Below are 13970 nucleotides of genomic sequence, written 5' to 3'. Positions count from 1 at the left end.
AGTTTGTTTGTCTTTGTGTTTTCTGTGTTGTAACTCCTACCTTGAATGAAGTCCGTTGACGATATGTATCTTACGCAACGTAGATGATGGAGTCTAGGCAGTAGACGCGAACGACGAAAAGTCGAGCCTCTATCTTTGGTTATCTCTGCGGTAGAGGCCAAATTTGTTTGCATTCTGTAACGGGGAGTTCTGGTTGTGTCAGTAACTCAAAATAGCGTTTTCGATATCTGTTATCTACACCAAAGATAGTAACGACATCAAAACTGTTGTTAATTCGAGCTATCCAAATAGGCGATCGCTCATTGATTGATCCACATAGTTGTCTATTATACCCATTACCTTCTCTTGTAGCTTCTTGATGCAACAACGCCAAGGCCGGGGGTTTATCATTCTGCATATTTCCCTGAACGCAGAGAATACGACATTTACCATCAACAGCTTCAGTCCAATTTCCGGTGACAGTTGCTTGTCTTGGTCTGTGGGGGTAACAATTCTGTTCACTGAACGTTGATAAATTGGTGTAAAAAGCATTCAGGTGCTTTTGGAAATCGCCTTGCAAGGCTGCTAAATCATTTGAGTATTGCCAATTTTGGTTATTACCTGTAAATTTCAAAGTTGAACCACGCCAATAAGGTCTTTGCGGTCTATTTCTATTACTGCGTGAATAACAAGGTCTTCTTGCACCTTGGCCAACACCACCAAGATGAAACATTAACCAAGTCAAACTTTTAATTAAATTAATTACTGCATCTCGTTGTTGATTTGTAAATGTTTGCAATACATAAGATGTCCGTAAAATTAATACACCTTTTGCCAAACCAAAATCATCACCAGCATCAAAAGCATTATCTCTAATAATCCCCCCCTTGGGAATTTCTATTTGTAAAAGTCCCATTTTCGCTTCTGGGTCAATACCACCAAAAAGAATCAATTCCTGTTCTTTAACTTCATCTTCTGGTAATACTCCTAATGCCAAAGTCCGAAACCAGTAGCGCAGCATTGAACGAAAAGCCGGGGGACGAACTTCCGGTCTAGCCATTCCTGGTGGTTTCCATTCATCTAGATTTCTTCTTTCGCCATTGATATAAATTTCTTTTTCTTTCCATTGGTCAAATTTCTGTCTTCCGTGCATTAATTGTCCTTGCAATTCAAACCCCATGCTGAGAATAAGTTTACGTTTTTTGGGTTTTTCCTGTTGTTCATTGGGGTTAACTTCTTCTAGCACACCATAACCACTATTCACCCTAGAACCGATACCTTGAGTTAGTCCTTGTAATAACCATTTTTTCACTCGTTTAAGTATTTCTAAATCTCTATCATCTGTCACCCGTAACCCAATCACAAAAGTTGGTTTACGTAAGGATAAGAAAATATTCGGGTTAGTTTTGTACTGGGGAATATCATTATTATCCCAAGTCCAAATAGAATTAGCCATATCTGGGACTAAACCTTCTGCTTCATCACCAGATTCATCATCAGATTCAACTTTTTTAAAAGGCAAAGGGTAAGCATCAAGAAAAATCACCTTTCCCATAGAAGCAGTTGGTTCTAAATCTCCGAAAATATTTCTCACATCTTCTGGAGTTGTTTTAGTATCACGTTCTGCCATTTCTCTAGCTACTCCCTTCAGAGTTGTGCTAGGTATATAAGGCATACCCAAAGCATCAAAAGCAGGGAGTAACATTGACTCTGGCCCATTCATTCCTCCCACACGAATGCGCCAAGGTGCTTTGACTGAAAAAGAGACTGTAGCTAATTGGCGTGTGCGTGTTGTTAAAGTTCTTAATCTAGAACTGTAATTGCTATTTTGTTCGATTTTAGCTAACAATTCCAGAACTTCACCATTGTTAACTAAACCAATTTGGGAATTATTATCAGGATTTTCCCGGCGAATTCTTAACCAGCGGAGATATTCAACAAAACTAGCAGATGGATCTAGTTCAGGACTTTGAGGTAATGGATGTTTCACCCAAAAATTATGAGGAATAGGAGGCATAATTAGTACCTGAAATTTAGTGACCGTAGAATTGTTTAAGCAGTACGAATTGTCTTCGTATGGCTGTGTTTTTGATTTTGATATTGACAAATGTTTTCATTTTTTTGGATACAATGCCTCAGCCCAAAAAGAAAACTCCTGTGCTACTTTTAAGGCAACACCTGTTAACCCCAAATAATCAGAAGCAGTCATATTAGAATTAGTGAGTTTTTCAATTCTCGATGTTCCTGCTAAGGGGTTAGGCTTTTCTTCTGCAAAAGCTAATTCTCCTAGTGTTTTAAAGAAGCAGTCAATGACAGCTTGTTTTTGCTTTTCATTACTTAAAGCTGGAACTTCACCTGCTAACCTTAACAGTCCCCAAGTAGCAACAAATGTATACAGTTCAACTGCTTGGCTTTTTTGTTTATCGTGGTCTTTAGATTCTGATGTTTTATCTTTTACTGTTTTTAAGTTGGTGTAGACTTTGGCTGAAATTGTTCTAGGGTCATAGTTTGTCATATTATTCACTCCTGAGTTAATTTCATTGAATTATCTATGCAGGTTGAATGTGCGTTTGTAATCGGGATTTATACAGCAATTTCCAGTGTTGTGAGGTACAGGCAGGAATTGTACAACTCTTGTGATGCGGGCATACTATGGCTAACGCCACGCTACGCGAACGACTTCGCTCAGTACAAGTCTTGCCTGCTAATGTTGTACTTATTTTTAGTAAATTTACTGGAATTACTATGACTAATTTAATGTTGGGTTTCCTTGCGTCAACCCAACCTACTGGGGCTAATTATTCCATAATTCAACTAAGCCTCTACCTAAGCTTTCTTGTCCACCAAATTGCCAATTTCTTTGGCTGCTAAATATATTTTTCAAATCATTACATACAGTTTCACTTGTACCATTAGTAGTAGATGTAGTCCCCCAAAGAAAATACATTAATGTTTCTGGAGGAATTGCTTCTTCATAACGAAAACCAGCATTATCAGCTAAAACTTTACCTTCACCTAAATTTACCCGTACTTGTCGCCATAAGCTAGTTTGAATTAGTGTTTGGCAGTCTGCATCAGATAGCACCAATACTTTATCAATTGTTTGAGTAATTTGATTATTGGCAGGAATGTATCTTCTCCATTCTGTCCAAGTATTTAATTGTTGTGGTTGAAAAATTGCATCTTTGAGATACAGTTTAACTCTACCCAGACTGCAACTACCAATTGCTGGTAAAGATAGTTGCTGATTTTCTGATAAAAACTGATTATATAGTCTCAACCAACGCCGCAATAAAAACTGTGATGTTACCCAAACTATACCATGACTTAGGGAGGGAACAGGAAACCATAAAATTGCACTATCTCCTATCCACAATGAACCTTGAGTGAGATTTTCGTCACCCCTTTGTTGCACATCTTCTAAGGTATTACCCCATAATGATTTACGTTGATTTTCCGGGGTGCTGGCACGTAATTTACCTCTAATTCCACTCGCACTCATATAAGGTAAATCGGAATGAGATTCACGGGCAATACCTACAATATTACCTTCTTGGCTAGTTCCACCAGTATGCAAGGGAGAAAGTAAATACAAATAAGAAATGTATGTGTTCATGGCTATCTATTCCAAAGTAAAGTACCGTAATTCAAGCTGTATAAAGTCTGCAACCATTTTTCTTTTACTTCCGCTTGGGGTAATAGTTGCTGTAAAGATTGTTTCTCAGTTTCACTCAAATTTTCATAACGTTTTTGCAACCTGTATACTGTTCCTGGGGCAACGTAAGCCCGTTGTGGTAACATCGGGGTTTTGACATAAGGTGATTTACCACCCCAAAGTAATGGTCTATCGCTGACGCAACCTGCTAAAATTTGCTGCCAGTAATGAGGATAGACACCATAAATCATTTCTGTGGGCTGAGTTTGTGCTAGTCCTGGTGTGAGTAAATAGGCTTTGTTGCTTGTATTTGTAGGTTCTCTAAAAGATTTTAGCTGGTCTAAAATAGACTTTTGAAAATCGTCAAAGTTGTACTTTTTATTTTTCTTATCGGCATTATTAAATATATCCTCAAGGGGATAAACTAAAGCCCGGTGTCCTTCTCCTCCTAATCTGACTGTTGATGATGGTAATTTTGTATCCACAGCCGCAATTAATTTCCAATGTTGTTTTAATCTGATTCCTACTTCTGTAAAGTAACCATTTTCAGATTTAACTTGGCGTTGATTTGACTCCATTTGAATATGGGGCAAAACTTGTTTATCCCAAGGATCTGCTTTGAAGTCATCACCGTTATTTTTAAAGTTTAAAGTTCCACCTTGGAGATATGTAATTAAAGCCTCTGCTTTTATCCAACTATTTGGAGAACCGCTAATATATTCTTTGGGAGAATTGGTGTTTACAAGTACGGGTGTTACCATTGGGGAAATACCCGCTTCTGGAAAAGAATCTGGATTAAATCCTAGATGTTTCCATTGGGGATTTTCCCTGTCTAATGGTTCTAAACAAGTGAGTCGTTGCCATTTTTGAGATTTTTTACCTTTGCTAATAGTTTGTTGTTCGTCTTCGTCTACTTGAATTGTCACACCGAGTAAATCTTTTGGCGTGGGTAGATAAATTTCTGGTGGTTTACCTGGTTCCTCGTAGAGTAAAAATGCTCCAAAAAATTGTAAGTCTTTGGTTTTATCTGCTATTGAACGTAAGGCTTGAAAAACAGTGGTTGGTACTGGGGGGAAAAGGCTTTTAGCCCAAGCCCCTTCTCCTGGTGAAAACGGTTTGGCCTCTCGAAATAAGAGGATATCGAGAGGTTCAATTACATACCATTGCATAGGTTTAAATAATTGATGAGTTAATAAATTTTGTGGATTTTTGTAGGGATTTAGCAATGCTACACCCTTACTATTTTTATTCGACTTCATAGAAGCCTAAAGCGTTCGGCGGTACATCTAAGTGGTATGCCATGCCTGGATTTCCATTTTTATTCGACTTCATAGAAGCCTAAAGCGCAAGACATGGCTGTTTACTTCAATATTGAAGATGATTTCCATTTTTATTCGACTTCATAGAAGCCTAAAGCGTAAATGACACTTGGTATGACGCGGATAGCGTAGCTTTATTCCATTTTTATTCGACTTCATAGAAGCCTAAAGCGTTGGTGCAATGGCAAGTATTCAGTATCAGAAGGATAATTCCATTTTTATTCGACTTCATAGAAGCCTAAAGCGATAAAATCAAGCCTTCAGGAGTTATTCGATCTTAATTCCATTTTTATTCGACTTCATAGAAGCCTAAAGCGCTAAATTATCAGCCGTGGCATCAAAACTAGGACTTCAGGAGTTATTCGATCTTAATTCCATTTTTATTCGACTTCATAGAAGCCTAAAGCGTTTTTGATAATTAGGGGTTAATAATGCAAGTCAAAATTCCATTTTTATTCGACTTCATAGAAGCCTAAAGCGTTAATTAAGAACTTAGAAACATATAGTGACATAGAATTCCATTTTTATTCGACTTCATAGAAGCCTAAAGCGCTCAATATGACGTTTGTGTTCACGGCATGATAACCATTCCATTTTTATTCGACTTCATAGAAGCCTAAAGCGAGCAAGGTTCTGAAAGCCTTACGCAGAGACAATCTTACCAGGTGTTTGCGCGGATGGCAAATTTTGTCCTTCATAAATGAGAATCAATGTCAATAAACAATCTTCTAAACGCCTGAAATCCTTACTGGGTAACGATGCGCGGATGTGAACGATAGAATAATGGTTTCGCCATTTTATTTCATCCGCGCAACTGTCAATCAAAAGAGTAAAACGAAGTTATTTTTCACTTCCCCCAATTTACCTCCTGTTGTCGCCGCGATACCAAAAACGCACTAAAACGTAACAAATTCGCCAAATCTTCCGGTTTTGTTCCCAGAGGTTTATCATCCACCTCTTTATCCATATTTTCAACCCACCAAGCCCACTTTTCCCAAGCATCCAACCACCCCAGTAAAGCAGATTCCACCTCCTTACTAAGTTCTTCATCCCGACTTGCAAGTATTACCTGGGCAGCCTTGCGAAACAGACGACTATTTTTAGTCACATCTGCATGACGTGGTAACTCCTCAGCTAACCGATACAACACCGGACTAAAATCAACCTTTTGATATGTTTGCAAAAAATCCCACCATAAGGGCAACAAATGACCTTTCAGCAATGCTTCTAAAGTATTACCAGAACCGTAAATTACCCGAAAACATAAACCATCTTTAGGGGAGAAAATAGTTCTATATCCCTTAGATGCTTTTCTTTTCACCCTTACACCTGACAACTTTTTGGCACGTTCCTTTTCCGCATCCCAAATACTTTCTAACACCGTTGGTAAAGGCACACTTTTATGGGCAATGACAATACCTAAACTCATGGTTGCACCTTCACCCATTGTAAATAAAGGTCGTCCTGGAATTTCCGTCGGTCGTTTTTTTCCATCTGGTTTTTTCTCTTCCCATTCCCAATATCCCCCTTCATTTTTAAATTCATTTTCCGGATCTTTTCCACCACACCAAGCCGCCCGCAATGACTGTAAAAATCCCGGTAAGTCTGCTAAAGGTAAGGCAGCCATGACATCATCACCACCGCTATAAATGACTTTACCGCAATACCTTTGTTCAGTAAGATAGGGTACTAATCGGTTAGAAAAATCTAATAATGCCCTATTTAATCCTACATGAGTTGCTGGTCCCATGCGTTTTTTAGTTTTAAGTAAATCATCCCAGGTGTTGTTTCCTATATTTTCCCTATTTACTAAATCTGTCACAATATAATCAGCATAGTTTTTCAACTTACTACCATTTACATATTGTCCCATTCCATCCCCATCACCTAATACTAATACCCACCAGTCAGCCGGACTACCATCACCAAAATGTTTTCTTTGGACAGTATCAACAACAGTCCGTAAAGCAGATGTTTCTATGGGGTTGAGATTCATGTCATCTGCTAACCATTTACTAGAAAACATCACCCCATTTAAACCATTGCCATAATTAGGTGATTCTTTCAATTTTGCATCAGCACGACGCACTTGAAATGGGCGACGGGTACGAGAACAAAATTCTGGATGTTTGGGTTTTAGTAATGGATGTTTAAATATTTGTTTTCGTAAATCAGACCAAAAACGTTGCATAATTTGTGGATGATGAGCAGCAAAATTAGCAGATGCAATAGAACAGAGATTAGGAAAACGAATTAATCCTTCATAGTTAATAGCTTTAGATTGATTAGATAAGGCAGTATTGGCATCTTCTAACTCAATTGTTTGAGAATCATCATTTACATCATCTTCATTATCAACTTCTAACAAAGATTCTCTATCTAAATTATTTGCTTCGATGATTTCTAAATCAATTCCTAAACTTTCCGCTACACCTCCATGTTTCCAAGCCATACGCTTTGTTAATTCAATAGCATTGAGTTTTTCAGAACCATTGAATACACCAGGATAAACAACCGCCATAACTTGCCAAAATAACCGCAATGATTCTAGGGGTAAACCCAGTCCATTGTAAAAGTTTTGATAGAGAAACCGGGGATGTAATGCTGTATATTGACCAGATAAGGTAGAACGTTCACCAGATGCTACAGGTATTTGCCAAGAACGAGTATTTTTAATGGCTTGAATGGCTTTACCTAATCTGCCTTGAAAACTACCCCACCAAGTGCCAACGTTGAGAGAATTGTAAGCATTTAATTCGGCTTCTGTGGGTATGCTTGGTTGTTTTTCTGAATCTTTTGGATGATCATTTTCCTCAATGATGCGAATATCTGCTATTTGATTTTGGGCTTCTACCCATTTTTGAATATCAGAATTTGTGATAACTACTAAATCTTGATCTTGATTTTCTGAAGGTTGGGTATTTAGTTGTAATGTTTTATCTGGATTACCTAAAGGTACAGCAACAAAATAACTTTCCCAAGTATGATTTATTTGGGCATCCCATAAACCATTCCATTCCCAACATCCTGGTTGACGTAGTTTTCTTAATTCTGTTTCGAGTTCTTTCCTTGCTTCTTCCTTAGCTTGTTTTTTAACTTCTTCTTGTGAATTTTCCCCTAACAAATCTTTTTCGATTGCTTGTAATACTTCATTTAACTTGTCCTCATCTGCTATTTTATTCCGAAATTCAGTTTTCACATCTTCTCGCACTTTTCGCGCCATTTCTTGCCAATGTGCTTTTAAGGTAATTTCTAAGTGTTGACCTAATTTAATTGCTGCTTCTTTGCTTCCTACCAAAACAGTAATTACATTCGGAAAACCCGCAGTAGATAAACTTTGGGTGGGGTTATTTTTATCTTCAAATCTACTAATGGGATCTGTTTTATCGAATTTTATAAACTCTTGTTTAAACTCTGGATTATTCTTAATAATTAAAGCGTCAATAATTTCCTGACTCCATAAAGAAGGAGTAATTACAGCATCTGGCCCATAAAGTTTAGCAACTTCCCAACAGAGAATAGCACTCAGGTAATGCAACAGATATGAACCACTCCAAAAATCGATAAATTTACGTGAGGCTTTAATAAATTCCTGGACAGGAGAAAAGGTAAATATTAATAAATAAGGGTGTTTTTCTTTTTCATCTTTTTGCCAATCTTGAGGAAACATTGCCCCTACTAAAGCGGAAACTGTACTATTATAACTATGGTGAGAACAATCTGGTAAGATAGTATGGGCAGGATTTAAAAGTTCTACATTAAATGATGCGAGTAATTGAGGATAAAACCGCCAACACCACCAATATAGTTGAATTATTTTTTCCTCTTCTGTTATTTTCGGTTGTTGAGAAAACCGTTGATAAACAGTTTGAATTTCAGCTGCTATTGTCTCCAGTGGCAGTTGTTGAGTATGATTAATTGTTTGTTTTTGTCCACTAAGAGGATGTCTTAATTCTATGGTATTGGCGTTATTTTCAACTACGTTTAAATTCACCCGGTCGGAAGAACTGCTAATCGCTGCTGCTATATGTCCTTGAGTTTCCCACCATTGATATAATTCGTTAATATCTGCTTCAAAAATATTGAGATGTTGACAGATAGATTCTGTATTTGGAAAATTTTCAGTAATAGTACGTAACAAAGCGTAAAGTTTGCGTTGATAAAATTTCATATTTTTCCTGGTATTTTTTGCTTGTAGTTGGGAATAGAGAGCTTTATTTGCCGATTTTTATGATTTTTGTACTTTGGTTGGTTAGCTTTGTATGAGGTTCTTAGCAATCTGTATAATTAAGTACAGGCTTTACCATAACATAAAAGTATCTAAGCCGTGTTAATTTGAAGCGAACAACAAAATGAAGAGTTGCAAAGTTTAGTAATGAATTTGACTGGTAATTTTAGATCATGAAAAGTTGTGAATGACGAATACAGTATATTGCAGATTGCAGGAAAGCCTTGCACCAAAAGGTTTTTACTGCTGAACCGCTAAGTCTGCATAGCGTCTGCTAATAGCTGCTATATGTACTTTTTTGTTGTTCGCGTTTAGTTTTACTCAAGATTGGCAATTTTGCTTAGTATATATTTATTGTTTGATTATTTCTAAAACAGCACAATTGGAGCGGAGTAGAGATAATGAAGAAAATTAATCAAAAAAGTAGGATTATCAGATCAGAAGAGGAAGGAATTTTAAATTTTTATCCTTCTCTATTTCAGATAATCGTTGAAAATTTTCTGGGAATTCTGCTGCTGATTATGCTTGTTTGGACAGTTGTACCTCTATTATATTTATATTGGAAATATCTTCAAATTCGCTCCACTAGTTATATTTTAACTACTCAAAGATTAATTACTAGAACTGGATTCTTTCGTAAGGAAATCAATTTTATTGAACTTTATAGGGTGCTGGATATTAAGGTTGAAAGAGGTATACTGCACCAATTGTTAGATTTAGGTAGAACCTGGTTGGGGGAAAAGCCGCTTTTACTAGGAGATATCCACATATTTTCAAGTGATTATACTCATGCAAAACTTTTTCTTTTGACTATTCCTAATGCTCTCGGTGTTACTGAGAAAATTAGAAAAGCTGTTAATGATGATAAAGATGAAATAGGAGTGATGCGTCGAGATTAATCTAATTTATGGAATTTTGTTGATATCAACATAATATCTTATTATTCAGATGGGAGAAAAATATGCAAGTAGATACATCTTTCGGTTTTAATTATAGTCGTGAATCTACAAGTGAAGAAAGTTTAGAACGTCTTGAAGAGCAATGCGACAGAGAAACCGAAGAATTTCTTTGGGGTGCTTATAAATTTGAACAAGTAGATTGTCCAGAATCGGATGTAAGTGATGAAGAATTAGATATGGAAGACAATGATGATAATGATAATTTTGATAATGATGATTTTGACGATTGATTGCTGATAATTTTGGACAAGCTTAAATTAAAGGTGTAATTTGTCCTTCTGCGTAGTATAAGTCCTATCATTCCTTATTTATTTCTATGTCTACAATCTCTCATTTTTTGATTGGTGTTCCTGGTTCTGGAAAGTCTACTTTTGCTAGTCAATGGTTGCAATATGATCCTAATTGTGTAATAGTCTCTACAGATGCTATTCGGGCTGAGTTGTTTGGTGATGAAAGTCAACAGGGTAACTGGAGTTTAATTGAACAAGAGGTACTGAAGAGGGTTAAAGCTGCTGTTGCTGCTAATATTTCTGTGGTTTATGATGCCACTAATTTTAAGCGATCGCACCGCATTGATTTATTACAAAAGTTTGCTAACGTGGGTGCAGATAAGTGGATGGCTTGGTATCTGAAAACACCGTTAAAGGAATGTTACCGCAGAAATCAACAGCGACAACGCCAAGTTGACGAAAAGATCATTGAGAGTTATGACAAGTCTTTAAAACAATTTGAACCGATTGAAGCTGAAGGTTTTACTAGAGTAACTGCGCTTTCAATGGTAAATGGTGAACATGATTTTTCTGTAATTCAAAAACAAATTAAAAGTTTACCTCGTTCTATTGTGAATCGTCGTAATTGTAGTCGCAAGAAAATTTTACATCAATATTCTGGTTTAATTGATTTTGAAAGATTAATGTATTTAATTTCCTTAATGATTAAAGTTCCTGGTGTGGGTTTACTCCATGAAACTAATCCTCAGCTTTTACAAAAGTTAGTTGGTAATGCTACACCAATTACAGATTCTTTGGTGGAGATATCTGCGTTAATGTCCAGTCAATACCATTCTATCTATGCTCAACCTGAAGCTTTAGCTAATGATTTGGAGTGGTTAGAGAAAAACGCGATTATTGGTGAACAAGGCTTAAATGCAGAAATCGATGTTGGTGATTATCTAGGCGATATTAACCAATTTGAGACGCATAGTTATTCGGATATTGATACTTTTTCACGCTTAATTAAAATTGTTCGCTGTTTAGTGCATTATCCTTGTTTTCGCTATGAAGAAGAGGAGGATAAAAAGAGTCAAGAGATGTTTTTAGCAAGTTTGCAATTACATATTTACGGTATTACCCAAGCGACTTTTCGCAAAGATATTCAAAGAGCTTTACATCCATATAAAATTTTACCCAATACTGCTATGAAACGAGCTTATTGTGTTGGTACAGCCGTTTTGAACAAATATGAATTAGAGCAAGTATATAAAGTTCTGCGTTCTCATGCTAATGATTTAGAAGATCCAATTGCTTTATCTACTTATCAGGGAATTGAGAAAAAGTTAGAACTGAGTCAGATATTGCGTTCTGACCAGTTTGCAGATGATTACCGGGTGAGAGCGATCACTAATAAGACAGGAGTTGATTTAGAAAACTTACCTGACTACGCAGCCTACAATCAACAAAATGAACTAACCAAAGCTATTTTATCAGGTCAACTGTTAGAACTTGACCGCTTCCCCCACACAGGTCGTCATCCTCATGACCCCCATCTTAACCAACCATTCCAAGTCTGGCCTTTACAAGTTGTATTTGCGAATATAGGTTGGTACTTAGGCTACGAAACCAAAGGAGGAAATGCTGATAAACTGTTTAGATTTGAACGGTTAGACCGCTTCTTTATTAATCGCTCTTTTCCCGAAACTCGCAGTATAGACGAACAAAAAGCTGCTTTATTAAAATTAGAGAAATTATACAAATCTAGCTATAGCTTACATTTAGGTACTAACGTTACTAACCAGCAAAAATATTTAGATAATCGACAACGAGCTTCTGTAGAAATAACAGTAGAAATATGGTGTAAAGAAAGCATATTTAATTTTATCAGTGAAAGAACCAAGCGATTACCCATTAATCAAATTAAAATGTCAAAGCGACCAGGAACAAACAAAACTCAGTCAAAGAAAATATTTGTTTTACCTACAACTGGTGATCCTGAATATCCATATTGTTGTCAACTGACTTTACCCTGCTGGACAATTGAAGATTTTGAACTCAAACGCTGGCTTGTGGGCTTTGGTGATCAAGTGAAAGTTATACACCCAGTTGAAATAGTTGAGCAGATTAAATTAATGGGAGATGGAATTAGTAAATTATATCAGTAGTTTTGTAACTTGTCAACATCTAACAAATTTTAAATTGGATAAATTTATTATAACCCTACGGATAAATCCGGGGTTTCTTTTTTGGTAACAATCTGTATATTTCCTCACTGAGATTATGTCCAGCTAATTACTTATAAGTAGGTCAACCTTAAAAAACTTAATACCCAGATCCCCAACTTCTTTAAGAAGTCGGGCATCTATCTCCTGAACATTTTATGTTTAATTATGTTGTTCTACTTAATAAATTGGTTGGTTTTAACTCAACTCTATCCCCTATTGCCAATTAATCGCCCTCACAGAATAACATGATACAAGTAGACAGGTTGCGTCTGTATGGAAGATGAAACGCGATTATAAATCGCCGGTAATCAATAAAATTTGACTGAAAAATTTGATATAAGTAGTCGTGCAAAATAAATTTCATAGTTAGGAGAGGGAACTCTTAACTCTTAACAGGAAAGCAATACAGACATTTCTGGTTGTTAAAAAATGTGCAATTAATTTTGCTCAGGTACTTACATTTATAAATGTAAAACTCAGATAGCCTCATCAGTCAATCTGAGTTAATTGAATCATGATTTAATTAAAAATCGCTTCATAAAAATTGAAAAATTTGTGGTGGGCATTACCCACCCTACTACGACTGCAAAGCTTCTTCTTTCAATCCTTACCTGCAAAAGTTTGGATTGAAAATGTTTACTTAACGTCGTAAAACTGTTCCCCGATGCTGGTTCATTGGCCTGCTGTTTGGAGTATCTAAGCTTGGTAAATTTGGCGCACCATTAAATCGAATTCCATTCGCATCGGTAAAAGGAATTGATGCTCCTCTACATCCGGCTCCATTATATGCAGCTATATGTATGTGAGCATAACCATTGGATGTCGCATATCTCTTAACTGTACCTATCACTGCATCCTGATTTACCCGCCCTAGAACTTTGGTTGATGGAGTCATGTGACCAATCATAAAGCTCTTAGTTCGTGAATCATTTGTTAAACATACAAGGTCATCTGCCCAACTCACTCTCTCGACATTTCCAGACACTGGAGCCAAGATTTGATTACCCGCGGATTTATTAACATTATCCAGGCTATAACATCCTCTTGAACCCCAAGAATTATTTTCTACTGTTATATCTAGGGAGTAAATATTGTGATAACTATTAGGATTTTCATAATTATGAGTAACTCCACCGCGATATCCTTGACAGACATACCAGTTTTGACCACTTCTAAAAGGCAGGTTAATTTGCCCACCAGTTGATGGTGGTGGTGGGGGTGGTGAAACTTGTCCTGCACTACTCAGCCAGCGTTGATTAGGGTTATTACCATCACAAGTCCAGAGACTTATATCTTGCACCTAACGGGATACCCTGAGAAAAAGCAAACAAATGCAACCACAAAAGGAAGGATAAGACAGAGGAATAAGATGAAATAAAAAGAACAAACAAAT

9 protein-coding genes and 1 CRISPR repeat array are annotated in these 13970 nt (G+C 36.6%); of the genes, 3 read left to right on the top strand and 6 right to left on the bottom strand.

Annotated elements, in window-relative coordinates; all coding sequences use genetic code 11:
• Nucleotides 1-139: 139 nt before the first annotated feature.
• The 5 genes from H6G73_RS21010 to H6G73_RS20990 form a co-directional block, all read right to left on the bottom strand.
• A complete protein-coding gene (locus tag H6G73_RS21010; RefSeq protein ID WP_190608006.1) occupies nt 140-1996 on the bottom strand; it encodes an RAMP superfamily CRISPR-associated protein in 1857 nt (618 codons plus the stop codon).
• A 96-nt stretch (nt 1997-2092) separates the two neighbouring features.
• Nucleotides 2093-2494, bottom strand: a complete 402-nt coding sequence (locus H6G73_RS21005) for a hypothetical protein (protein ID WP_190608004.1) — start codon at nt 2492-2494, stop codon at nt 2093-2095.
• A gap of 279 nt (nt 2495-2773) precedes the next feature.
• A complete protein-coding gene (gene cmr4, locus H6G73_RS21000; protein WP_190608003.1) occupies nt 2774-3595 on the bottom strand; it encodes a type III-B CRISPR module RAMP protein Cmr4 in 822 nt (273 codons plus the stop codon).
• A 2-nt stretch (nt 3596-3597) separates the two neighbouring features.
• Nucleotides 3598-4803, bottom strand: coding sequence for a type III-B CRISPR module-associated Cmr3 family protein (locus tag H6G73_RS20995; RefSeq protein WP_190608001.1), 1206 nt, complete (start codon nt 4801-4803; stop codon nt 3598-3600).
• Between the two features lie 67 nt (nt 4804-4870).
• Nucleotides 4871-5577: direct repeats of the CRISPR family, unit length 37 nt; unit sequence ATTCCATTTTTATTCGACTTCATAGAAGCCTAAAGCG.
• Nucleotides 5578-5800: 223 nt separating this feature from the next.
• On the bottom strand, nt 5801-9124 hold the full coding sequence (locus H6G73_RS20990) for a type III-B CRISPR-associated protein Cas10/Cmr2 (protein ID WP_190607999.1): 3324 nt from the start codon (nt 9122-9124) through the stop codon (nt 5801-5803).
• 458 nt (nt 9125-9582) lie between these two features.
• On the opposite strand from H6G73_RS20990, the gene H6G73_RS20985 reads away from it, so the two are divergent.
• The 3 genes from H6G73_RS20985 (at nt 9583) to H6G73_RS20975 (ending at nt 12517) form a co-directional block, all read left to right on the top strand.
• Nucleotides 9583-10080, top strand: coding sequence for a PH domain-containing protein (locus H6G73_RS20985; RefSeq protein ID WP_190607997.1), 498 nt, complete (start codon nt 9583-9585; stop codon nt 10078-10080).
• Between the two features lie 62 nt (nt 10081-10142).
• Nucleotides 10143-10370 carry a hypothetical protein gene (locus H6G73_RS20980; protein WP_190607995.1) on the top strand — a complete coding sequence of 76 codons (228 nt, stop codon included), beginning with the start codon at nt 10143-10145 and terminating at the stop codon, nt 10368-10370.
• 86 nt (nt 10371-10456) lie between these two features.
• Complete coding sequence (locus H6G73_RS20975; RefSeq protein WP_190607993.1) at nt 10457-12517, top strand: AAA family ATPase; 2061 nt, start codon at nt 10457-10459, stop codon at nt 12515-12517.
• 700 nt (nt 12518-13217) lie between these two features.
• On the opposite strand, the gene H6G73_RS20970 is transcribed toward H6G73_RS20975, so the two are convergent.
• Nucleotides 13218-13877 (bottom strand): hypothetical protein, encoded by a 660-nt coding sequence (locus H6G73_RS20970; RefSeq protein ID WP_190607991.1) that lies wholly within the window; start codon nt 13875-13877, stop codon nt 13218-13220.
• Between the last annotated feature and the right edge of the window lie 93 nt (nt 13878-13970).

This window comes from Richelia sinica FACHB-800 (genome assembly GCF_014698825.1).
Lineage (GTDB): Bacteria > Cyanobacteriota > Cyanobacteriia > Cyanobacteriales > Nostocaceae > FACHB-800.
Note: the sequence above shows the minus strand (reverse complement) of the source record. Positions and strands in the feature narration are given on the sequence as shown.